Genomic DNA, 23566 nt, shown 5'->3' on the forward strand with positions numbered 1-23566 from the left:
CCACCAAGTACACCAGAGAAATCGAAGAAGAAAATTCTCCCTTCAACAGGTAGTCAAAATTCATTCTTTGCATTACTTGCAGGTCTGTTCACCTTAAGTGGAGCTGCTTACTTGTTAAAGAAGAAGGTGTAATTCTATCATCAGATAGAACAATGAAAGTCCATTAGAGAAATCTAGTGGGCTTTTTCAGGCTCATTGTCAACTGTAGTGGGTGAATAGACCTAAGATCGAGAGAGGGACGAAGTTCTCTCTTTTTGCTTGTTTTCACTCTGAAGCGACAGGGAGTCTACCAAGAGGGTCAGAAGGGAGCCAATAAAAGAAAGAATAGCGATTAGCAGTCCAAAGCTTCTTCGTTCATGATACTCTAAAGAGGTAAGAACAAGGAAGGAGAAGGAAATGGAGTTTAAGGAGTTGTATGGGAAGGTAAGGGGGATTTTATAATAATGCTTTGTGTGAAAATTTCCTCTCACACTTCAAAAGTGAGTCCTTGTGGTTACATCCACCGTTAGACAGAGAGGAACTTTTCACCCAAATCAAAAGTTAGACTGGTATAATAATGATAGACCATAAGAAAGATTAAAAGGTATGACTCCTAGGGAATATCAGAAGTCATACCTTTTAACAGTTACTTTTTTATCTGTCCATTTTAGATGGGGATTGACACCAAGAGTTTTTTATTATACAGATTCAATTTTTATATAAAAAGAGTCTAAGACACTATTTTTCTCAGACTCAAATTGTTCTTATAATAAAAGCAATGGTAGGTGATTATACAAAGCATTACTTTGAGGTGGTGGGTAGGACTTAGCGAAGCCATCCTTTTCGAAATTTATACTAATAAATTATTGATATCTGTGTAGTCACGATTAAGCCCTTCTGCAACAGGTCGGCTAGTGAGATAACCTTTATAAGTAGTAACTCCTTGTTGTAGACCCAAATCATCTGCAATAGCTTGCTCAAAACCTTTGTCAGCCAAAGCTTCAATGTAAGGAAGTGTTACATTTGTCAGGGCAAGAGTTGATGTACGGGCAACAGCACCCGGGATATTGGCAACTGCATAATGAAGCACGCCATGTTTTTCATAGACAGGTTCATCGTGAGTGGTTACACGATCAGCAGTTGCAACAACTCCACCTTGGTCAACGGCTACATCCACAATAACAGATCCAGGTCGCATTTTACTGACCATTTCATCAGTAACGAGCTTGGGAGCTTTGGCACCAGGGATTAATACTGCTCCAATCACTACATCGGCCTCTTTGACACTTTCAGCAATATTGAAAGAATTAGACATAAGGGTCTGGATTTGGTGGCCAAAAAGGTCTTCGAGTTCAGATAGACGCTTAGCGCTGATATCAAGAATAGTGACCTGCGCTCCCAGTCCTAAAGCGATACGAGCTGCGTGTGTTCCAACAACGCCCCCTCCAATGATAGTGACTTTTCCTTTAGGAACACCTGGAACACCGCCTAGTAGTACACCAGAACCACCTTCTTGTTTGGTTAGAAAGTGAGCTCCAATCTGTACAGCCATACGTCCTGCCACTTCACTCATGGGCACAAGCAAGGGGAGATGCCCCTCTTGGTCACGAACGGTTTCGTAAGCAATCCCTGTTGTCTTGCCCCCAATCATCGCATCGGCTAATTCAGGCGCAGCAGCCATGTGCAGATAAGTGAAAAGCAAGAGGTCATCACGTAAGAAGCCATATTCAGCAGCTAAGGGTTCTTTGACTTTGACAACTAGATCAGCTGTCCAAGCTTCGGCTGCAGTTGTAACAATTGTCGCTCCCTGTGCTTTGTAGTCAGCGTCTGTAAATCCAGAACCAAGACCAGCTTTGGTTTCAACAAAAACCTGATGACCTTTTTGGACGAGACTGTGAACGCCAGCTGGTGTTAAAGCAACACGATTCTCATTGTTTTTAATTTCTTTTGGAATACCGATTAACATAGATTTACTCCTTTTTTGAGATGTTTTTATTGTATATGAAAACGTTTTAAAAATCAAGGCAAAATTAGAAAACATTGATTTCAGTGAGTATTTATGTTATGCTATGAGGCAACATAGGAGGTTCGTGCAAAATGGAAAGTATTTATCTAAAACTAGCTGAAAACCGAACTTTGGAAACAGAACGCTTGCTCTTGCGACCTGTGATATTAGATGATGCTGAAGATATGTTTGAATATTCCTCTGATGAAGAAAATACTCGCTATACTTTTTTACCTAACAAAGACTTGGAAGAAACTAAAAATGTTATTGCTCGTTTATTTATGGGGTGGCCGCTTGGAAATTGGGGAATTGAGTTAAAAGAAAATGGAAAACTGATTGGCGGCATTGACCTACACAAGCTGGATCCGGTCCTCAAAAAGGCAGCTATCGGCTATGTGGTTCATAAAAATTACTGGAATCAGGGCTTGACAACGGAAGCATTGAAAGAAATAATCCAGCTGTTTTTTGAAAGTTTGGATATGAATATGTTAGTAGCTCTCCATGATGTTGAAAATCCAGCTTCAGGGCGAGTTATGGAAAAGGCTGGTATGAAGTTTTCCCATATTGACCCATACGCAGCACTCGATGAGCACGAGGAAGGTCGAATTTCTCAGAGAGCATATTATCGTTTGACAAAGGAAGATTATTTTAAAAAATATTGATGTGAACGTGACATTTATAGGAAATTTTAATGGTGATTAGGTTCTTCTTGGGATGTTCTAACAAAAAGTTCTTTCTCTTATGATGAAAACATTTTTCAAATCTATTGACAAGAATCTGTCTGCATGATATAGTAGACAGGTACTGCTGATTTAGCTCAGTTGGCAGAGCGCATCCATGGTAAGGATGAGGTCGCCGGTTCGATCCCGGCAATTAGCATGATGAACAGGAAAAAGCCCAATTTTAATGGGCTTTTTTGCATTAATATTATCTAATTTATTTTGTATTTCTGTAGGTCACTCCTTTATTAGCTATTTCGTAATTTTTGTAACTAGTTGTGGAAATATACCTGTAACATATCTAAATTAGATTTTCACACTGACCATACCAACTATCTCCCCTCTTTTTGAGAGATATGATTGATGGACTGCTTGCGCAAATTAGTAACGGAAAAGATCGTCAGGTTCAATTTTTGCAATTAGCTAGATTTTACATACTTGCTGTATTCTTGGGAGACGTCTTGATTTACTTAGAGGATCGACTTTTAACACATTGCAGCAACAAAATAGCAGAGTATTTGAAAAATGAAGCATATTAAGTTGTACAAAAAAGATTGAGTCACATTTGAACATGTGAGCTTTGCATATGAGAAAGGCAAGACTATTCTGCATGATATTAGCTTTAAGGCAAAGCAAGGGGAGACGATTGCTTTGGTGGGACATACCGGCTCTGGAAAATCTTCTATCATGAACCTACTTTATCGTTTCTACGATCCTCAAAAAGGGAAAATCTATGTTGATCAACAAGATATTCAACAATATTCTCGGGAAAGTCTTCGTAGTCACATGGGAATTGTCTTGCAAGATCCTTATCTATTCACGGGAACGCTAGCAAGCAATGTAGCTATGAGTCATTCAGGCATCAATCGTGAAAAAGTTCTGGAAGCTTTAGAAAAGGTCGGTGCAGGGGAGGGGACTTGCTGGCTCGTTGTAAAAAAGGAATTGATGAACCTGTAAGGGATAAAGGGGCAGCATTTTCGAGCGGTGAACGGCAATTGATTTCATTTGCTCGAACTCTCTACGCTAATCCCAAAATTTTAATATTGGACGAAGCAACTTCCCATATTGATACAGAAACCGAAGAAATGATTCAAAAAGCAATGGCTGTGGTCAAGGAGGGGAGAACGACTTTTATCATTGCACACCGTTTATCCACCATTCAAGATGCAGACCAAATTTTGGTTATTTCTGAAGGAAAGATTGTGGAGAGAGGGCAACATGATACATTGGTAAAACAAAATGGCATCTATGCGCAAATGAGCCGCCTCCAGCAACAAGTATAAGTTTTGAAAGAAAAAATATGAAATAAAGAGCAGAACGAAATAGTAAATGATTTATAAATCAGGCATCCCTATCTGAAATATGGTATAATGAAGTGATACTAATAAAGTGGGTGTAATATGTATATAGAAATGGTCGACGAGACAGGGCAAGTTTCAGAAGAAATCATCAAGCAAACACATGATATACTGGAATTTGCTGCTAAAAAGATTGGCAAAGAAGAAAAAGAAATGGCAGTGACATTTGTTACCAACGAGCGCAGCCATGAGCTGAATTTGGAATATCGAAATACAGATCGTCCGACAGATGTTATCAGCTTGGAGTACAAGCCTGAGCTGGACATTGCCATTGACGAGGAGGATTTACTAGAAAATCCTGAGCTGGCGGAAATGTTAGAGGATTTTAATGCCTATATCGGAGAACTCTTTATTTCCATAGATAAGGCGCGTGAACAAGCAGAAGAATATGGTCACAGCTTTGAGCGGGAAATGGGCTTTCTTGCAGTACATGGTTTTCTGCATATCAATGGATACGATCACTATACGCCAGAAGAAGAGGCGGAAATGTTTGGCTTACAGGAAGAAATTTTGACTGCTTATGGACTTACAAGACAATAATACAAACAAACGCAAATGGAAAAATCGAGATGTGATTTCGAGTTTAGAATTTGCTCTGACAGGGATTTTTACGGCAATCAAAGAAGAGCGCAATATGCGCAATCATGCTGTTTCAGCAGTTGTAGTGGTCCTTGCAGGGTTGATTTTTCAGGTATCTGCGATAGAGTGGCTCTTTCTCTTTTTGAGTATTTTTCTAGTCATTTCTTTTGAGATTATGAATTCAGCTATTGAAAATGTGGTGGATTTAGCTAGTGATTATCACTTTTCCATGCGAGCTAAAAATGCCAAGGATATGGCAGCTGGAGCTGTTTTGGTTGTTTCCGGTTTTGCGGTTATAACAGGACTAATTATTTTCGTTCCGAAAATTTGGAATTTACTTTTTTAACATGAAAATCGGAGAATCCTTTCCGATTTTCTTATATTAGACTAATAAGGAATAAACGAGGTGAAAAATGACCTTTAAATCAGGATTTGTTGCTATTTTAGGACGTCCAAATGTTGGAAAGTCTACTTTTTTAAATCATGTTATGGGGCAAAAGATTGCTATCATGAGTGATAAGGCTCAGACGACTCGTAACAAGATTATGGGAATTTACACGACAGATCAGGAGCAGATTGTCTTTATTGATACGCCAGGGATTCATAAGCCAAAGACTGCCTTGGGCGACTTTATGGTGGAATCCGCTTACAGCACGTTGCGTGAAGTAGATACAGTTCTTTTTATGGTTTCTGCCGATGAAAAACGCGGTAAGGGTGATGATATGATTATGGAGCGTTTAAAAGTGGCTAAAGTTCCTGTTATTCTGGTCATCAATAAAATTGATAAAGTACACCCGGATCAGCTGCTGAGTCAGATTGATGATTACCGCAAGCAGATGGACTTTAAGGAAGTTGTGCCAATTTCTGCTCTTCAAGGCAATAATGTTTCGCATCTAGTTGATATTTTAAGTGAAAACTTAGAGGAAGGTTTCCAATATTTCCCAGCTGACCAGATTACCGACCACCCTGAGCGTTTTTTGGTTTCTGAGATGATTCGGGAAAAGGTTTTATTGCTGACACGTGAAGAAATTCCGCATTCGGTGGCGGTGGTCATTGACAGTATGAATCGGGATGAGGAGACTGACAAAGTGCGTATCCGCGCTACCATTATGGTGGAAAGAGACAGTCAAAAGGGCATTATCATCGGCAAAGGCGGCTCTATGCTTAAGAAAATCGGCTCTTTGGCACGCCGCGACATTGAACTCATGCTAGGTGATAAAGTCTTTCTTGAAACTTGGGTTAAAGTCAAGAAAAACTGGCGGGACAAAAAGCTAGACTTGGCAGATTTTGGATATAACAAAAAGGAGTATTAGAGGCTGAGGAAGATAAGATCATTATTTGTTGTAGAAAAAGGACAGCAAAATGATAAAAGTATTGTCCTTTTGCATGCGTCTGGTTCTAGCAGTCAGATGTGGGCACATCATATCACTGAGTTAAAAAATGCTTTTCACTGTATAGCTGTTGATTTGCCTGGACATGGTTTTAGCCGCGACATTGGGTGGACAAATTTTAATGATGTTACAGAAATGATTGCTGATATCATCAAAAACAGGGCTCACGGCAAGCCACACCTTGTTGGATTATCGTTGGGAGGCAGTCTCGTTCTTAAATTGTTGGAAAAACATGCTGATTTATTTGATAGAGCGATTGTTGATGGTGTTAGTCACCACCCTATAAAAGGCTACCGCAAAGTCATAGCTGGTGTTTACATCATGTCGCTGTTTAAAAACACGAAAATAGTTGCTAATTTGATGACCAAGATGATGCAGGATGATGGGGTCACTGAAGAGAGCTATCGTCGTTTTATAATGGATTTGCAAAGGGATTCTGCTAAATCATTTCGCCGAGCAATGTCACAGGCAAATCTGCTGAGGATTACTGCAAATTTCGACAATCCTGTTTTCTTTGTTTCGGGCGGTAAAGAATTTGAGACTATTCATGAATCTCATAAAGAATTTGCAAGAAAAAACAGACTGAGTGATTGTGCCTATTATCCAAATAAAGGGCATGCTTGGTTGTTTAGTGATATTGACACGCATATACAATTACTCCGTTACTTTTTCAAGACGGATCATTTCCAGATAAATTGAAAGATTTCTAAATATGGACTACATTTCCTATATCCGATCAAAGGTTGGGCATGACAAGGTTATTCTGACCTTTGCTGGCGGTATTTTAGCAGATGACGAGGGACGCGTGCTGTTACAACTACGCGGTGATAAGAAAACATGGGCTATTCCAGGCGGAGCAATGGAACTTGGTGAGTCCACTCTTGATACTGCTAAGCGTGAGTTTTTTGAAGAAACAGGCATTGAGGTAGAAGCTACTCGTTTTCTAAATGTTTACAGTAATTTCGAGGAAGTTTATCCGAATGGTGATGCGGTGCAGACGGTTGTTTTTATCTATGAGCTGACGGCTGTTTCACCAGTGAATATTGTAGATTTTCACAATGAAGAAACTCTACGCCTGCGTTTCTTTTCTAAGGAAGAAATTGAGAAATTAGAATCTGTGAGTAGTAAGCATCGCCTGATGTTAGCTGAGTATTTTGATGACAACTTTGCGATGGGGCATTGAGTTGAGATTGACATATAATCCGTGATTAATTTATTTTTTAAGGAGGTAGGGCAATGGAATTTGTAAATCTTTTAGTGGAAAATGTGGAACGAGCCGAGGAGCGTTTTTTGTCGGTGCTGACTAATTTATCTGTGGAAGAAGCGAATGCTTTTCCGGTTGCGGATACAGTTCCATCCATTAAATCTGTGACTTGGTTGACTTGGCATACGGCGCGGGAGCTGGATTTTCAGATTGCTGATTTAGCTAAGACCGAGCCAGTCTGGTTCTCTAAAGGTTGGAAGAAAAAGTTTGCCTTGGATTTGCCAGATGATACGGAAGATTGGCACCATACTCCTCAAGAAGCGCATAAAGTTGTGGTGACAGATATTGAGTTGCTCAAAGACTATCTGTCTGATGCGGTTGCGGCAACAATTGCTTATTTATTAGAGGTGAATGAAGACAGTTTGGACGATGTTGTTGATGAGAATTGGACTCCAGCAGTTAAGCGTGGGAATCGCTTAGTATCGATCATCGACGATGCTGCTATGCATTCAGGTCAGGCAATCTATGCTCGCCGCTTGTTAGAAAGAGAAGATTGAAAAAGGTAATGGTAGGGGAAGTTCGAGCGGTCGAAAAATCTCATCTAGCTGACTGGGCTTACTTTGCTCATTTAGCTTGGAAGACAGAGAAAAAGAAATTACTAGCAGCATTTTCTGAAGGAAAATTTCCTAATGAATTTTTATACTACTTAGAGGGAGAAGCCGTTGCTTGGATCAGCTTATCTATGCGTTCGGAGTATGTGGAAGGAGCAGAGCAACTTCCTATCGCATATATTGAAGGCATAGCGGTAGCACCTGCTTTTCAAAGAAATGGCATCGCTCATCAACTTCTAGAGTTTGCACAGTCGTGGGCGACAGAAAAAGGAGTGTACCAGCTAGCTTCAGATTGTGATATGGACAATGCAGTCAGTCAAGCTTTTCACAAGAGTGCGGGATTTGAAGAAATAAGTCGAACGGTGCATTACATGTTACATTTGGATAAGAAAGGATAAAGATTTTATGCCCGAATTACCAGAAGTAGAAACGGTACGCCGTGGTTTAGAGCGGCTGGTTAAAGGAAAAGAGATTGAAAAGGTAGATGTCCGTTATGCCAAGATGATTGGAACGGGGGCAGATCCTTTTGTCTTAGAATTACCGGGGCAAAGCATTGATGCTGTTGGGCGTCGGGGCAAGTATCTGATTTTTTATTTGACGAATTGGGTGCTGATTTCGCATTTGCGCATGGAAGGAAAGTATCTTTTCTATCCTGAAGAGGTCCAGTTGACGAAGCATTCTCATGTAATTTTTCATTTTACAGATGGCAGCAGCCTCGTTTATCAGGATGTTCGGAAATTTGGCACGATGGAGTTGTTGAGAAAAGAACAAATAACATCCTATTTTACTGAGCGAAAGCTAGGACCAGAACCGACTGAATCAGATTTTCATTTACTGCCATTTGAAACCGCTCTGAAAAAATCTAAGAAATTGATTAAACCTTACCTGTTGGATCAAACTTTAGTAGCTGGTCTTGGCAATATCTATGTAGATGAAGTATTATGGCGGGCGCAGATTCATCCGGCAAGAGCCGCTCAAAGTTTGACTGCTGGAGAAGCAGAGGAATTACGCAAGCAGATTATTGCAGTCTTGCAGTTAGGTATTGAAAAAGGCGGTTCAACCATTCGCACCTACCGCAATGCTTTGGGAGAAGACGGAACCATGCAGGATTTCCTGCAAGTCTATGGAAAAACAGGCCAACCTTGTACTAGATGCGGTCACGAAATTGAAAAAATCAAACTAGCTGGTCGTGGAACTCACCTTTGTCCACATTGTCAAAAAATGAGGTAGGACATGGCAAAAATAATCGGAATTACAGGCGGTATTGCTTCTGGCAAATCGACAGTCACAAATTGTCTCAGGCAAAAGGGCTATCAGGTCATTGATGCGGATCAGGTGGTCCATGAATTGCAGAAACCGGGAGGTCGACTTTATCAAGTTCTGTTGTCAGAATTTGGAACAGAAATTTTATTGGCAGACGGTCAATTGGATCGAAAAAAGCTAGGAGCTCTTCTCTTTAGTCGTCCCAATTTACTAGAGAAGTCCAGTCGCTTACAAAATAATATTATTCGAGAAGAATTAGCTTTAAAACGTGAGCAATTGGCAGCAACAGAAGAGCTTTTCTTTATGGATATTCCACTCTTATTTGAACAGGAATATGAAGATTGGTTTGACCAAGTTTGGCTAGTAGATGTGAGTAAAGATACTCAATTAGAACGTTTAATGACTCGAAATAATCTTAGTCAAGAAGAGGCTCAACGACGCATAGCAGCCCAACTTTCTTTGGCAGAAAAAAGACAAAGAGCTGAAATTGTGATTGACAATAATGGTGCGCTTTCGGCTACTTTAAAGCAGGTGCAGGCATTTTTAGACAAAGAAAGAAGATGATTTTATTAAGAATCAAGTGAATTGGAAACGGAATTTATGGATTGCTTGGCTGGGGAACTTTTTTATAGGTGCTAGCCTGTCACTAGTTGTTCCCTTTATGTCTTTGTATGTGGAAGAATTAGGTGCTAGAGGCTCCATGGTTGAATTTTATTCAGGTTTGGCGGTTTCGAGCACAGCTTTGACAGCAGCTCTTTTATCTCCTGTATGGGGAAGTTTAGCTGATAAATATGGCCGCAAGCCTATGATGATTCGAGCTGCTTTTGCAATGACTTTTACCATGGGAGGCTTGGCGTTTGTGCCAAATGTATTTTGGCTCATTGTATTGAGACTGTTAAATGGGGTGTTTTCTGGTTATGTACCAAATAGCACGGCATTGATTGCTAGTCAAGCGCCTAAAAAGCACTCTGGATATGCTTTGGGAACATTGTCAACAGGTGTCGTAGCGGGAACGCTGATGGGACCTCTTTTAGGAGGAATGATTGCTCAGAGTTTGGGAATGAGAAATGTCTTCCTTTTGGTTGGATTTTTCTTGTTTGTTGTTACTTTGTGGACCATTTTTGGGATAAAAGAAGATTTTCATCCTGTTTCTAAGGAAAAAGAAGTTTCGACCAAGCAACTATTTCAACGAATTCCTCAAAAATCAATCCTTTTTGGTTTGTTCATTACTAGCATGGTGATTCAGATGATTGGGCAGTCCATTTCCCCTATTTTGACACTTTATATTCGCTCTTTAGGGCAAAAAGAAAATCTGCTGCTAGTATCTGGTGCAATCGTTTCAGCTATGGGAGTTTCAAGTATATTTTCTTCTAGTTGGCTGGGAAAACTAGGAGATAAAATGGGAAATCACCGTTTGCTCTTGCTGGCTCTCTTATATAGTTTTGTAATTTATATTTTCTGTGCGAGGGCTGGTACGCCGCTTGAATTGGGAATTTATCGTTTCCTGTTTGGTCTGGGAACGGGGGCGCTTTTGCCTGGAGTTAGCTCTCTGCTAAATAAAATCACTCCCAAAGAAGGTATTTCCAGAATTTTTAGTTACAATCAAACATTCTTCTATATTGGAGGTGTTATTGGTCCTCTAATGGGCTCAATGATTTCTGTACATTTTGGCTATCATTGGGTTTTCTATAGTACAGCAGGCTTAGCATTATTGAATTTTTTCTTTTTATTATTTAGTTTTAGAAAGTATTTAGGAGTGAGAGAAATCAGTGCGGGTAAAGATTAATTTAAAATGTTCAAGTTGTGGCAGTCAGAATTATTTAACAAGCAAAAATATGAAGACTCATCCAGAGAAAGTTGAAGTCTTAAAGTATTGCCCTAAAGAGAGAAAAGTGACCCTACATCTTGAATCAAAATAAATTTTATGGTAAAATAGATGAGATTTTAAGGAGTTTGATATGTATAATTTATTATTAACCATTTTATTGATTTTATCAGTATTTATTTTAATTGCAATTTTTATGCAACCAACCAAAAATCAATCAAGTAACGTATTTGACTCAAGTGCAGGTGATTTGTTTGAACGACCAAAAGCAAGAGGCTTTGAAGCAGTTATGCAGCGTTTGACAGGAGTGATGGTTTTCTTTTGGTTGTTGATTGCACTAATGCTGACAATCTTATCTAGTAAATAAAATGGGCTCTGACTTTGTCTTTGCCTATTTTTTCTGCAGTAGATGAGAAAAGGTAACTTAAAGTTTAGAAAACATAAGAGAAAAGGAAAGAATGAAAGAAGAAATTTTAAGCTATTTAAGAGAGAAAAAAGAAGCTAGCATAGATGAACTGGCGCAGGGATTAGGAAAAGAAAAGGCAAAAGACTTTAGAAACCTAGTTAAAACGATTTCTGAAATGGAACGAAAGCGTCAGTTGAGCTTTAGCAATGCAGGCAAAATCCAGCTTCACAAAGAAAAGCAAATGCTTACCTTGAAAGGAACCTTTCATGCCCATAAAAATGGCTTTGGCTTTGTAACCTTAAATGAAGAAGAGGATGATCTTTTTATTGGTCACAATGATGTCAACTATGCGATTGATGGTGATACGGTAGAAGTTTCAATCACTAAGATTGCAGATCGCAGCAAGGTAACATCTGCTGAAGCGAAGGTTATTGATGTTTTGGAACACAGCTTAAAAACAGCAGTGGGTCAGCTTATCTTAGACGAAGAGAAGCCTAAGTATGCTGGCTATATTCGGTCAAAAAATCAGAAAATCAGTCAACCTATTTATATTAAGAAGCCTGCTTTGATTTTGGATGGAACAGAGATTTTAAAAGTAGAGATTGATAAATATCCAACTAAAAAGCATGACTTTTTTGTAGCTAATGTTTTAGATGTGGTCGGTCATAAGGATGATCCAGGAATTGATGTTCTGGAAGTTTTGGAGTCCATGGATATTGTGTCTGAGTTTCCAGAAAGAGTTTTGAAGGAAGCATCAACGATTCCAGAGGCGCTGTCTGAAAAAGATTTTGAAGGACGTTTAGATCTGCGTAATGAAATTACCTTTACCATTGACGGGGCGGATGCGAAAGATTTGGACGATGCAGTTCATATCAAGAAGCTGAAAAATGGACATTTTGAACTGGGAGTTCATATCGCAGATGTTTCTTACTATGTTAAAGAAGGATCTGAGTTAGATAAGGAAGCACTCAATCGAGCAACATCTGTTTATGTGACGGATCGAGTAGTACCTATGCTGCCTGAACGCCTATCAAACGGTATCTGTTCACTCAATCCTAATGTAGATCGGCTGACGCAATCGGCTATTATGGAGATTGACCAAAAAGGTCAAGTTGTCAAGCATACTATTACTCAAACAATCATTAAAACCACTTTTCGTATGACCTATAGCGATGTGAATGATATAATTACAGGAGACAAGGAAAAACGAGCAGCATTTAAAACAATTGTTCCAAGTATAGAGCAAATGACAGAGCTTCATACTATTTTAGAAATGATGCGATACAAACGAGGAGCTCTTAATTTTGATACGAAAGAAGCTAAAATTTTGGTCAACAAGACTGGGCGTCCAGTAGATATTGTTTTGCGGCAGCGTGGACTTGCGGAGCGTATGATTGAGTCCTTTATGCTAGTCGCCAATGAAACAGTAGCAGAGCATTTTGCTAGATTAAACCTGCCCTTTATCTATCGGATTCATGAAGAACCTAAAGCTGAGAAAGTGCAGAAGTTTATTGATTATGCTTCTACTTTTGGCGTTCGAGTTTACGGAACGGCTAATTCTATGAGCCAATCTGCCCTTCAGGATATTATGAAAGCAGTCCACGGTCAGCCTTATGAAGAAGTGCTGTCTATGATGCTTTTGCGCTCCATGCAGCAGGCTCGTTACTCAGAGCACAACCACGGTCATTATGGTTTGGCAGCCGAGTTTTATACGCACTTTACTAGTCCAATTCGCCGTTATCCAGACCTTTTGGTTCACCGTATGGTGCGCGATTATGGGCATTCTAAAGAAATAGCAGAGCATTTTGAACAAGTCATCCCAGATATTGCTAGTCAGTCATCCAGTCGGGAGCGGCGAGCTATTGAGGCTGAACGAGAAGTAGAAGCTATGAAAAAAGCTGAGTTTATGGAAGAGTTTGTCGGAGAAGAATTTGACGGTATCGTGTCTAGTGTTGTTAAATTTGGTCTTTTTGTTGAACTCCCCAATACAGTTGAAGGCTTGATTCATGTAACCAACTTGCCAGAATTTTTTCACTACAATGAACGTAATCTAACTTTGCAGGGCGAAAAGTCAGGTGTTGTTTTCCGTGTCGGTCAACAGATTCACATTAAGCTAGTTCGGGCTGATAAGGCTACGGGAGAGATTGACTTTGAATACCTACCTAGTGAATATGATGTGATTGAAAAGAGAAAGCAATCCAATCGTGATAGGCGTCAACAGTCGCATCAAGATAACAGAGGACGAAGAGACAAGTCTCCGAAAGGAAAAGTTTCTAGGGATAAGAAATCAAAGAAAAACAAGGGCAAGAAACCCTTTTATAAAGAAGTGGTAAAGAAAGGAAGCAAGAATGGCAAAGGGAGAAGGAAAGGTCGTAGCGCAAAATAAAAAAGCACGACACGACTATACCATTGTTGATACGATTGAAACGGGCATGGTTCTGACCGGAACTGAAATCAAAAGTGTGCGGGCTGCACGAATTAACCTGAAAGACGGCTTTGCTCAAGTCAAAAACGGAGAGGTCTGGCTCAGTAATGTTCACATCGCTCCCTATGAAGAGGGTAATATCTGGAATCAAGATCCTGAACGTAGGAGAAAATTGCTATTGCATAAAAAGCAAATCCAGAAATTAGAACAGGAAACGAAAGGAAATGGAATGACTTTGGTTCCCCTCAAAGTTTATCTTAAGGACGGTTATGCTAAGTTACTTTTAGGATTGGCTAAAGGGAAACACAACTATGACAAGCGCGAATCCATTAAACGTCGTGAGCAAAATAGAGACATTGCTCGGACGATGAAGGCTTATAATGTGAGATAATGTACAAGATATAAAAATCGGAAGTTGTTTCCGATTTTTTAGTAGTTCGAGGTAGTTGATTGGTCAATCTTTCACAAAAAACCTTTTCTAACATGGCAAAAGCTGAGAAATTTTTTCAACTTTTTTATTTGTTTTACGAATAAATAGATAAAGCAAATTTTCATTCAACTTAGGAGGAAAGATGTTAGAGACAATCATTGAAAAGATGAAAGAGTATAAAATTTTGATTGGTGTAAGTTTGATTGGTTTGATAATAGCAGGATTTTTTATGATAAATGGTCAATCTAGTAGACAATCAAATGTAGCAGAGCTTGCACAGGAAACAGTTACGAGTTCGGAGGCAGAATCAAAAGAAATTTCAACTGGAACAAAGAAAAACTCACAGAAAGAAAAAGCAGAGACTCAAACGAGTTCAAGTGAAGAATCAGAATTTTTAACTGTAGATGTCAAGGGTGCAGTCAAAAATCCAGGTATTTATCAACTGAAAAAGACTAGCCGTATCAATGATGCGATTCAAAAAGCAGGTGGTTTAACGACAGACGCTGACAGCAAGTCTATCAATTTGGCGCAAAAACTAACGGATGAAGCTGTTGTTTATGTGGCAACTGTGGGTGAGAATGCGGCAAGTGTTGCAAGTGGAACAGGACAATCTTCAACGTTAGGAACTAGTGAAGTCGCATCGCAAAAAGGAAATAAGGTCAACTTAAATACTGCCAATTTATCGGAATTGCAAACTGTTTCTGGTATTGGTCAAAAACGTGCGCAAGATATTTTAGATTATCGTGAGGCAAACGGGAAATTTAATTCAGTTGATGACCTGAAAAATGTATCAGGAGTTGGTGCTAAAACACTAGAAAAATTGAAAGAATATGTCACAGTGGATTAAAAGATTTCCGATTAAGCCAATTTACATAGCTTTTTTGCTTGTCTGGTTATATTTTGCAATCTATCAAAGTAGCTGGTTAGCATGGCTTGGTTTTATATTTCTAGGGATTCGTCTTTTTCGCTTTTATTCACCAAAAGAATGTTTCATGACCTTCATGATTCTAATTTGTTTTGCTGGTTTTTTCTTTATTCGTAGGGAAATAGCAGAGCAGAAGACGAAAGTAGAACCTTCTCCTATAAGACAAGTGGCAGTTCTACCTGACACGATTAAGGTAAATGGAGATTCGCTTTCTTTCCGTGGTAAAACAAATGGGCAGACTTATCAAGTTTACTACAAATTGAAATCAAAGGAAGAACAATTGGCTTTTCAAAATCTCTCTAGTTTGGTTACATTGACAGTTGAGGGAGAATTTGAAATCCCTGAGAAGAAGCGTAATTTTGATGGTTTTGATTACCAATCCTATTTAAGAACGCAAGGAATTTATCGAATTTTAAAAGTGGATACCATTTTATCTAGCCAAGATCGAATCAGCTTGCACCCCCTAGAGTGGCTCTCTAGTTGGCGAAGAAAGGCACTGGTATTTATCAAGAAGCATTTTCCAAATCCGATGAGTAATTACATGACAGGACTCTTATTTGGTGCCTTGGATACAGACTTCGATGAAATGAACAGTCTTTACTCTAGCTTGGGAATTATTCATTTATTTGCGCTGTCTGGCATGCAAGTTGGCTTTTTTATGGAGGGTTTTCGTAAGTTGCTGTTAAGGCTGGGCCTTACGCAGGAAACGGTTCATAAATGCCAATATCCATTTTCTTTCTTTTATGCGGGAATGACTGGATTTTCAGTATCCGTTGTACGGAGCTTAATTCAGAAATTATTATCGCAACATGGTATCACTAAGTTAGATAATTTTGCTTTAACGATGATGATATTGTCCTTGATTATGCCTTCCTTTCTTTTAACGGCAGGAGGAGTTCTCTCTTGCGCCTATGCTTTTGTTATTAGTGTGATAGATTTTGAAAGTCTGACTTCTTGGCGAAAGATTGTTGTAGAGAGCAGTGTCATTTCGCTTGGTGTTTTACCGATTCTAATCTTTTATTTTGGTGAATTTCAACCTTGGTCTATTTTGTTGACATTTGTTTTTTCACTGATTTTCGATACAATGATGCTGCCAGGCTTGACGTTGATTTTTCTTTCTTCGCCTTTGATAAAGCTAACTCAGGTCAATTTTCTATTTGAAGGGTTAGAAAATAGCATTCGTTGGATAGCAAGTGTCTTTGGCAGACCAATCGTTTTTGGGCAACCCAGTCCGCTTTTGCTGATTGTTATGCTACTTGTACTGGCTATTTTGTATGATATTAGAAAAAATAAAAAATGGGTAATATTTCTTAGTCTGCTTCTTTCATTACTCTTTTTCATAAATAAATTTCCTTTGCAAAATGAGATCACAATGGTCGATGTCGGACAGGGAGATAGTATTTTTCTGAGAGATTGGAAAGGACGAAATGTATTGATTGATGTTGGTGGACGTGAGGAAATTAGAACAAAAGAAGCTTGGCAAAAACGAGCAACTAGCTCAAATGCAGAGAAAACTTTGATTCCTTACTTAAAAAGTCGTGGTGTAGATACGATTGATACTTTAGTCTTAACAAATCCTAATCCAGATTATGCAGGAGATGTATTAGAAGTTGCTAAAAAATTTGCAATAAAGAAAATTTATATTGCCAGAAGTAGTCTAAGCAATGCAGATTTTCTAGAGAAATTAAGGAAAATAAACACATTCATTCATGTTGTAAAACAAGGCGACAAACTTCCTATTTTTGATCATCATTTGCAAGTTCTTTCGGGTGCTAGCAAGAACGACCATTCGGTCGTTTTATATGGTCAGTTTTTCCGTACAAGATTTTTATTTGCGAGCGACTTGAAAGAAGAGGGCGAAGCAAAGTTAATGCAGCATTATCCAAAGTTGAAAACAGATGTTTTGAAAGTCGGACAGCATGGAGCCAAGGACTCATCAAGTTCAAAATTTTTGCAACAAATAGAACCAACGGTTGCGCTCATTTCTGTCGGGAAAAATAATCAATCTAAGCAACCAAGTCAAGATACAATAGAGCGATTTGCACAATTGCCTGCTAAGGTCTATCGGACAGATGAACAAGGGGCAGTTAAATTTTCAGGGTGGACAAACTGGCGATTAGAGATGATCAAGTAATTGTTCTCTAAAAATTAATTTCCGTTGATTTATTAGGAAAAGTATGGTATTCTATTAAAAATTTAAAAATTAGGAGATTTATGATGTTTACCGCTTATAAAAAATTTTGGACTCACTATGCTGATTTTGAAGGAAAATCAACTAGATCTGACTATTGGTGGTCTGTTTTATGCAATGCTTTAATTACCCTTCCATTTGTGATAATAGCTTTTGGAGCGATTATGACAGCAATTTTCAGTGCTATTCAACAAGCAGCTTACTATGAAGGAGGGAGTGGTTTTGATCCAAGCGTCTTTATAGCTGGATTAGGTTCTACACTTTTCGTCTTTGTTTTATTGAGTTTATTTGGGATAGCAACTTTAATCCCAAATTTGGCGATTATTGTGCGTCGTTTGCGGGATGCTGGCTATCATTGGGCATTTATCTTTTTATATGCAGGTCCTATACTTTTGATGTGGGTTCCAATTTTAAATATTTTGGCTGCCGTTGCTATGTTACCATGTTCTATCGCTCTAATTGTCCTACTTTGTATGCCAACTAAAGTACAACCTATGGTTTACCAAGGACAATTTACAACGCAACAAGTACAACCTCAGCAACAACCTGTTCAAGCACAACAATTTACTCAACCACAAGAACAAGCAGTTGAACCTGAAATAACACCAACTCAACCTCAACAAGAATCTGCGATTACCACTGAAACTCCAGAACAAGTTGTTCAATCAGATGAGAAAGAGTTGGACTCAGCTATCTCTGAAGATAACTAAACTAGAAATGCTCCAATAATGTATTGGGGTGTTTTTTAGAAATGACGATTTTTTTAATAACATTTTTAGGATTTACTCCTAAATAAGCCAATCTTGCATCTCATTTATCTCATTAGAAAAATGACCTATTTAAGCCAATTTTTAGTCTTTATTTGGATCGTTGTTAAAATCAATGATAAGGCAAATGATAGCAATCGCAAAAATAAATAATCCAAATCCGATAATAGTTTTTATTATGATATTTGAAAAGTAAAATAAAGCAATAATCAAAAGTAAAAATACAATAAACCAAGACCACATAATAAACTTCCTTTCTGCCTTCATTATAACACAGGTGAATCTTTTTATATTATTTGAGATAATGTATATCGTCTGTAGAGAGTTATGTTAGATTTCTTTTGAATGTAGGTTTAAACGTTGAAAAGAAGTACTACTTTTCTTTCACTAAAGCAATTGATTTCTACACAAAAAGTCAGCTAAATGAAGGAAAATTTGGTATGATAAAGATAATTATGTAGCTAGGAGAATGACCATGGAAAATAAGGTACGCTATAATTGGGCAACTTTAGGTACAGGTGTGATTGCTAATGAATTGGCACAGGCTTTGCAGCAGCTAGGTGGAAAGCTCTATTCTGTTGCTAACCGAACACATCAGAAAGGCTTGGACTTTGCACAAAAATACGGTATTGAAAAAGTTTATGATCAGATTGATGACGTATTTAAGGACGAAAATGTGGATATTATTTACATTTCCACGCCACATAATACGCATATTGATTTTTTACGAAAAGCATTAAAAAACGGAAAACATGTTCTATGCGAGAAGTCCATTACGCTCAATTCAGAAGAATTGGAAGAAGCGGTTTTATTAGCCGAGCAAGAACACGTCGTTTTGGCAGAAGCGATGACGATTTACCACATGCCAATCTATCGACAATTGAACAACATCATTTTTAGTGGTCAATTGGGTGATTTAAAAATGATTCAAATGAACTTTGGTAGCTACAAAGAATACGATATGACCAATCGTTTCTTTAATCGTCAGCTTGCAGGCGGTGCACTGTTAGATATTGGCGTGTATGCCTTGTCATTTGTTCGGTGGTTTATGACATCTAGCCCTCATCAAGTCCTTTCGCAAGTAAAATTTGCACCAACAGGCGTTGACGAGCAAGCAGGGATTCTTCTAACGAATGCTGAAGGAGAAATGGCGACGTTGACCTTGAGTCTTCATGCTAAACAGCCCAAGCGTGGAACAATTGCTTATGATAAGGGCTACATTGAAATGTATGAATATCCTAGAGGGCAAAAGGCGGTTATTACTTATACTGAAGATGGGCATCAAGAAATCATTGAAACGGGAAAGACGAGCGAAGCTTTAATGTATGAAGTTCTTGATATGGAAGCAGCAGTAGCTGGTGACAAAAATGAGATGCATTTGGATTACAGCTGTGATGTCATGAAAATCATGACGGATTTGCGAAAAGAGTGGGGCATGGCTTATCCAGAGGAAGAAAAATAACGATACAGAACAGGAGAAACAATGGGACATTCAGCTTGGCATAGTTTGATTAAGCAGCAGTTGCCTGACGGCTATTTTGGTAAAATCAATTACTTTTTAAATCAAGTTTATTCATCAGGGACAATCTATCCACCACGTGAAAAAGTTTTTAATGCGATTCAGACGACGGATTTAGCAGATGTAAAAGTAGTGATTTTGGGGCAAGATCCCTATCATGGTCCGCGTCAAGCGCAGGGGCTGAGCTTTTCAGTACCAGATGATATTCCAGCACCGCCTTCTCTTCAAAATATTTTGAAAGAGTTAGCAGATGACATTGGCATCAAAGAATCTCATGATTTGACACCTTGGGCACGGCAAGGAGTCTTGCTGCTGAATGCAAGTTTGACCGTTCCTGCTGGGCAAGCAAATGGACATGCCGGTCAAATCTGGGAACCGTTTACGGATGCTGTGATTAAGGTTGTCAATGAAAAAGATACACCTGTTGTCTTTATACTCTGGGGCTCTTATGCACGCAAGAAAAAAGCCTTGATCACTAATCCTAGACATCTCATTTTAGAATCTCCTCATCCGAGTCCTCTCTCAGCTCATCGTGGATTTTTTGGTAGCAAACCTTTTTCTAAAACAAATGCCTTTCTAACGTCTCAAGGGATAGAACCGATAAATTGGTTATTGTAAGTAGTTTTATATAGTGGTATTTTTGAAAGGAGAAAAATGGTTAAATTAGCAACGATTTGCTACATTGACAACGGCAAAGAATTTTTATTGCTACATCGAAATAAAAAGCCTAATGATGTCCATGCTGGTAAGTGGATTGGTGTTGGGGGTAAGTTAGAGAAAGGTGAAACGCCGCAGGAGTGTGCTGTAAGAGAAATCTTAGAAGAAACAGGCTTGCGAGTCAATAAGCCAGTATTAAAAGGTATTATCACGTTTCCAGATTTTACACCTGATAATGATTGGTACACGTACGTATTTAAAGCGACAGAATTTGAGGGAGAATTAATTGACTGCGATGAAGGTACTTTGGAATGGGTGCCTTATGAACAAGTTTTGTCCAAACCGACTTGGGAAGGAGATCATACGTTTCTATCTTGGATTTTAGAAGATAAACCATTCTTCTCGGCTAAATTTTCCTATAAAGGGGATAAATTAGTGGAGAGTCATGTTGATTTTTATGGAGAATAAGGAGAAAAGTGCATGTTGTTAATTAAAAATGGTCGCGTTATGGATCCAAAATCTGGTTTTGATAAGGTTTGCGATGTCCTGGTTCAGGATAAAAAAATTCTTCAAATTGGTCAGGATTTGAAGGCAGAAAATGCTCAGGTGATTGATGCGACTGGATTGGTGGTGGCGCCAGGGCTGATTGATATTCATGTTCATTTTCGTGAACCTGGTCAGACGCATAAAGAAGACATTCATACGGGTGCTTTAGCTGCGGCAGCGGGTGGATTTACAACGGTTGTCATGATGGCAAATACCACTCCAACGATTTCAACAGTAGAGACGTTGAAAGAAGTAATAGAATCTGCCCATCGTGAAAACATTCATATTAAGTCTGTCGCGACCATTACAAAGAATTTTGATGGACAGCATTTGACAGATTTCAAAGCGCTTTTGGAAGCGGGAGCTATTGGTTTTTCAGATGACGGAATTCCATTAAAAAGTACAAAAGTGGTACGCGAAGCTTTGGAAGAAGCTGACAAAAATGGTACATTTATCTGCCTTCACGAAGAGGATCCAGAACTCAATGGTATCCTTGGATTTAATGAACAGATTGCCAAAGAACATTTTGGATTTTGCGGTGCGACTGGGGTCGCTGAATATAGTATGATTGCGCGTGACGTGATGATTGCTCACGCAACCAATACTCATATTCATATCCAGCATTTATCAAAAGCAGAAAGTGTGAAAGTCGTGGAATTCGCTCAGCGATTGGGCACTTACGTAACAGCAGAAGCAGCGCCCCAGCATTTTTCTAAGACAGAAGAGCTATTGTTGTTAAAAGGTAGCAATGCCAAAATGAACCCGCCACTTCGTTTGGAATCAGATCGTTTAGCTGTCATTGAAGGACTTAAGTCTGGAGTTATTTCAGTCATTGCGACAGACCATGCACCTCATCACGCTGATGAAAAGAATGCAAAAGACATCACCAAAGCACCGTCTGGTATGACAGGTCTAGAAACGTCACTTTCGCTTGGTTTGACTTATTTGGTGGAAGCAGGTCATTTGACACTCATGCAGTTGCTGGAAAAAATGACAATTAACCCAGCGCAACTCTATGATTTTGAAGCGGGTTATCTTGCTGAGAATGGTCCAGCCGATCTCACAATTTTCGATACAAATGCTGAACACATGATAACAGAAGATTTTGCCTCAAAAGCAGCTAATTCACCATTTATCGGCGAAAAATTAAAAGGCGTTGTTCACTATACGATCTGTGATGGGCAAATTGTCTATGGAAGCAAATCATCATAACAAGCATAAGGTTGGAAGTGTTTTTCAACCTTATTGTATTTTAAATTTCTTATAATTTTTAGAAAATTTTCTGTTTATTAGGATAAAAAATGATACAATAGAGAAGTTAAAATAGTCCCGAAAAGGTAGTCAAAGGTTAAATATTAACCATAGAGACTAGTGCTTTGTAACTTTTTAACGTAAGTCTGTTTACAGATTTTCAAGTAACTTCCTAGCAATAATAGAATTTTTAGGAGGGAATATTTCATTAAAAGGGGGACATGAATATGTCAGAACGTAAACTTTTCACGTCTGAATCTGTATCTGAAGGACATCCAGATAAGATTGCAGACCAAATTTCAGATGCTATTTTAGATGCTATCTTGGAGCAGGATCCAGAAGCTCATGTGGCTGCTGAGACAGCTGTCTATACAGGATCTGTCCATGTTTTTGGGGAAATCTCTACCAATGCTTATGTGGATATTAACCGCATAGTTCGCGATACAATTGCAGAGATTGGTTATACAAAAGCTGAATATGGTTTTTCAGCAGAAACAGTGGGGGTGCATCCGTCGCTTGTTGAGCAATCACCAGATATCGCTCAAGGGGTGAATGAAGCCCTTGAAATTCGTGGAAATACTGAACAAGATTCACTTGATTTGATTGGTGCTGGAGATCAGGGGCTTATGTTTGGTTTTGCCGTAGATGAAACACCTGAACTAATGCCGTTGCCCATTTCTCTCAGTCACAAATTAGTCCGTCGTTTAGCAGAGCTTCGCAAGTCTGGAGAAATTTCCTATCTTCGTCCGGATGCAAAATCTCAAGTAACGGTTGAATACGATGAAAATGACCAACCAGTGCGCGTGGATACTGTCGTTATTTCCACTCAACATGACCCAGAAATAAGCAATGAGCAGATTCATCAAGATGTGATTGAAAAGGTCATTAAAGAAGTAGTTCCAGCAGAGTATTTGGATGAAAAAAGTAAGTTTTTCATCAATCCAACCGGTCGCTTTGTTATTGGCGGACCTCAAGGAGATTCTGGTTTAACTGGACGTAAGATTATCGTTGATACATACGGCGGTTATGCACGCCATGGAGGTGGGGCTTTCTCTGGAAAAGATGCCACAAAAGTCGATCGTTCTGCTTCTTATGCAGCGCGTTATATTGCCAAGAATATTGTTGCAGCAGGATTAGCTAAGAAAGTAGAAGTTCAGCTAGCCTATGCTATCGGAGTTGCACATCCAGTATCAGTCCGCATTGATACTTTTGGTACAGGTGCAGTTTCAGAAAGCAAGCTTCAAGAAGCAGTTCGACAAATTTTTGATCTTCGTCCAGCGGGTATTATTCAAATGCTTGATTTGAAACGACCAATTTACCGTCAGACTGCTGCCTATGGGCACATGGGACGTACAGATATTGACCTGCCGTGGGAAAAACTTGATAAAGTAGATTCTTTGAAAGCAGTTGTTGCAAAATAAAGAAGAAGTTAGGATACAAGTCTCTTGTTTATAAATTTTTTATGAGGCATTTTATAATCAGCCGCAGTTACAATCTGACTTAAAACGTATTTGT

The 23566-nt window shown here is 38.9% G+C and carries 25 protein-coding genes, 1 tRNA gene and 2 pseudogenes; 26 read left to right on the forward strand and 2 right to left on the reverse strand.

Annotated elements, in window-relative coordinates:
- Positions 1-132 (forward strand): LPXTG cell wall anchor domain-containing protein (locus tag ACOMA9_RS04650; protein ID WP_421424811.1); only part of this gene is annotated, 132 nt, incomplete at its 5' end.
- Between the two features lie 697 nt (positions 133-829).
- Here the strand turns inward: ACOMA9_RS04650 and ald are convergent.
- Positions 830-1945 carry an alanine dehydrogenase gene (ald, locus tag ACOMA9_RS04655; RefSeq protein WP_151380451.1) on the reverse strand — a complete coding sequence of 372 codons (1116 nt, stop codon included), beginning with the start codon at positions 1943-1945 and terminating at the stop codon, positions 830-832.
- Between the two features lie 131 nt (positions 1946-2076).
- On the opposite strand from ald, the gene ACOMA9_RS04660 reads away from it, so the two are divergent.
- The 20 genes and pseudogenes from ACOMA9_RS04660 to ACOMA9_RS04755 all read left to right on the forward strand — a co-directional run bounded on the left by ACOMA9_RS04660 (position 2077) and on the right by ACOMA9_RS04755 (position 18021).
- Entirely contained in the window at positions 2077-2646 is a 570-nt protein-coding gene (locus tag ACOMA9_RS04660) for a GNAT family N-acetyltransferase (protein WP_151380452.1), read from the forward strand.
- Positions 2647-2790: 144 nt separating this feature from the next.
- Positions 2791-2863 (forward strand) — tRNA-Thr (locus ACOMA9_RS04665).
- Between the two features lie 398 nt (positions 2864-3261).
- Positions 3262-3986 (forward strand): annotated as a pseudogene (locus ACOMA9_RS04670) (ABC transporter ATP-binding protein); the annotation flags it as partial.
- A gap of 117 nt (positions 3987-4103) precedes the next feature.
- The gene (ybeY, locus tag ACOMA9_RS04675; RefSeq protein WP_003032841.1) at positions 4104-4601 is read left to right on the forward strand and encodes an rRNA maturation RNase YbeY; all 498 of its coding nucleotides are present in this window, start codon (positions 4104-4106) and stop codon (positions 4599-4601) included.
- The gene (locus ACOMA9_RS04680) at positions 4582-4986 is read left to right on the forward strand and encodes a diacylglycerol kinase family protein (RefSeq protein WP_151380453.1); all 405 of its coding nucleotides are present in this window, start codon (positions 4582-4584) and stop codon (positions 4984-4986) included. The genes ybeY and ACOMA9_RS04680 overlap by 20 nt, the downstream gene beginning before the upstream one ends.
- Positions 4987-5053: 67 nt before the next feature.
- Positions 5054-5953: a GTPase Era gene (gene era, locus ACOMA9_RS04685; protein WP_247906646.1), complete on the forward strand. Its 900-nt coding sequence runs from the start codon at positions 5054-5056 to the stop codon at positions 5951-5953.
- Between the two features lie 69 nt (positions 5954-6022).
- Positions 6023-6741, forward strand: a pseudogene (locus tag ACOMA9_RS04690) (alpha/beta fold hydrolase).
- A 2-nt stretch (positions 6742-6743) separates the two neighbouring features.
- Positions 6744-7214, forward strand: coding sequence for an NUDIX hydrolase (locus ACOMA9_RS04695; RefSeq protein WP_151380454.1), 471 nt, complete (start codon positions 6744-6746; stop codon positions 7212-7214).
- Between the two features lie 53 nt (positions 7215-7267).
- Positions 7268-7792 carry a mycothiol transferase gene (locus ACOMA9_RS04700; RefSeq protein ID WP_330945130.1) on the forward strand — a complete coding sequence of 175 codons (525 nt, stop codon included), beginning with the start codon at positions 7268-7270 and terminating at the stop codon, positions 7790-7792.
- Positions 7793-7800: 8 nt separating this feature from the next.
- Positions 7801-8244 (forward strand): GNAT family N-acetyltransferase, encoded by a 444-nt coding sequence (locus tag ACOMA9_RS04705; RefSeq protein WP_151380462.1) that lies wholly within the window; start codon positions 7801-7803, stop codon positions 8242-8244.
- A gap of 7 nt (positions 8245-8251) precedes the next feature.
- On the forward strand, positions 8252-9076 hold the full coding sequence (gene mutM, locus ACOMA9_RS04710; RefSeq protein ID WP_003029866.1) for a DNA-formamidopyrimidine glycosylase: 825 nt from the start codon (positions 8252-8254) through the stop codon (positions 9074-9076).
- Positions 9077-9079: 3 nt separating this feature from the next.
- Complete coding sequence (coaE, locus tag ACOMA9_RS04715) at positions 9080-9673, forward strand: dephospho-CoA kinase (RefSeq protein WP_151380456.1); 594 nt, start codon at positions 9080-9082, stop codon at positions 9671-9673.
- Positions 9674-9689: 16 nt separating this feature from the next.
- Positions 9690-10895: a multidrug efflux MFS transporter gene (locus tag ACOMA9_RS04720; protein ID WP_330945129.1), complete on the forward strand. Its 1206-nt coding sequence runs from the start codon at positions 9690-9692 to the stop codon at positions 10893-10895.
- On the forward strand, positions 10879-11028 hold the full coding sequence (rpmG, locus tag ACOMA9_RS04725) for a 50S ribosomal protein L33 (RefSeq protein WP_003024746.1): 150 nt from the start codon (positions 10879-10881) through the stop codon (positions 11026-11028). The genes ACOMA9_RS04720 and rpmG overlap by 17 nt, the downstream gene beginning before the upstream one ends.
- A gap of 39 nt (positions 11029-11067) precedes the next feature.
- A complete protein-coding gene (gene secG, locus ACOMA9_RS04730) occupies positions 11068-11301 on the forward strand; it encodes a preprotein translocase subunit SecG (protein ID WP_151380457.1) in 234 nt (77 codons plus the stop codon).
- A 91-nt stretch (positions 11302-11392) separates the two neighbouring features.
- Positions 11393-13726: a ribonuclease R gene (gene rnr, locus ACOMA9_RS04735; RefSeq protein ID WP_421424773.1), complete on the forward strand. Its 2334-nt coding sequence runs from the start codon at positions 11393-11395 to the stop codon at positions 13724-13726.
- Positions 13689-14156: an SsrA-binding protein SmpB gene (gene smpB / locus ACOMA9_RS04740; protein ID WP_247906643.1), complete on the forward strand. Its 468-nt coding sequence runs from the start codon at positions 13689-13691 to the stop codon at positions 14154-14156. Before rnr ends, smpB begins: the two co-directional genes overlap by 38 nt.
- A gap of 181 nt (positions 14157-14337) precedes the next feature.
- Entirely contained in the window at positions 14338-15042 is a 705-nt protein-coding gene (locus tag ACOMA9_RS04745; RefSeq protein ID WP_151380459.1) for a helix-hairpin-helix domain-containing protein, read from the forward strand.
- Positions 15026-17254, forward strand: a complete 2229-nt coding sequence (locus tag ACOMA9_RS04750; protein WP_330945128.1) for a DNA internalization-related competence protein ComEC/Rec2 — start codon at positions 15026-15028, stop codon at positions 17252-17254. Before ACOMA9_RS04745 ends, ACOMA9_RS04750 begins: the two co-directional genes overlap by 17 nt.
- Positions 17255-17337: 83 nt before the next feature.
- Positions 17338-18021, forward strand: a complete 684-nt coding sequence (locus tag ACOMA9_RS04755; RefSeq protein WP_151380461.1) for a DUF805 domain-containing protein — start codon at positions 17338-17340, stop codon at positions 18019-18021.
- Positions 18022-18162: 141 nt separating this feature from the next.
- Here ACOMA9_RS04755 and ACOMA9_RS04760 read toward each other — a convergent pair whose 3' ends face one another.
- Positions 18163-18321, reverse strand: coding sequence for a hypothetical protein (locus ACOMA9_RS04760; RefSeq protein WP_421424776.1), 159 nt, complete (start codon positions 18319-18321; stop codon positions 18163-18165).
- Positions 18322-18553: 232 nt separating this feature from the next.
- Between ACOMA9_RS04760 and ACOMA9_RS04765 the strand changes: the two genes are divergently transcribed.
- From ACOMA9_RS04765 to metK, 5 genes are all read left to right on the forward strand, one after another.
- Entirely contained in the window at positions 18554-19540 is a 987-nt protein-coding gene (locus ACOMA9_RS04765) for a Gfo/Idh/MocA family protein (protein WP_330945127.1), read from the forward strand.
- A 21-nt stretch (positions 19541-19561) separates the two neighbouring features.
- Complete coding sequence (locus ACOMA9_RS04770) at positions 19562-20215, forward strand: uracil-DNA glycosylase (protein ID WP_003029851.1); 654 nt, start codon at positions 19562-19564, stop codon at positions 20213-20215.
- Between the two features lie 36 nt (positions 20216-20251).
- Positions 20252-20722: an NUDIX hydrolase gene (locus tag ACOMA9_RS04775; RefSeq protein ID WP_003043000.1), complete on the forward strand. Its 471-nt coding sequence runs from the start codon at positions 20252-20254 to the stop codon at positions 20720-20722.
- A gap of 12 nt (positions 20723-20734) precedes the next feature.
- The gene (locus tag ACOMA9_RS04780; RefSeq protein ID WP_247906641.1) at positions 20735-22012 is read left to right on the forward strand and encodes a dihydroorotase; all 1278 of its coding nucleotides are present in this window, start codon (positions 20735-20737) and stop codon (positions 22010-22012) included.
- Between the two features lie 266 nt (positions 22013-22278).
- Positions 22279-23472, forward strand: a complete 1194-nt coding sequence (metK, locus tag ACOMA9_RS04785) for a methionine adenosyltransferase (protein WP_330945126.1) — start codon at positions 22279-22281, stop codon at positions 23470-23472.
- The last annotated feature ends 94 nt before the right edge of the window (positions 23473-23566 follow it).

Source organism: Streptococcus atopicus (genome assembly GCF_049166725.1).
GTDB classification, from domain to species: Bacteria; Bacillota; Bacilli; order Lactobacillales; family Streptococcaceae; genus Streptococcus; species Streptococcus hominis.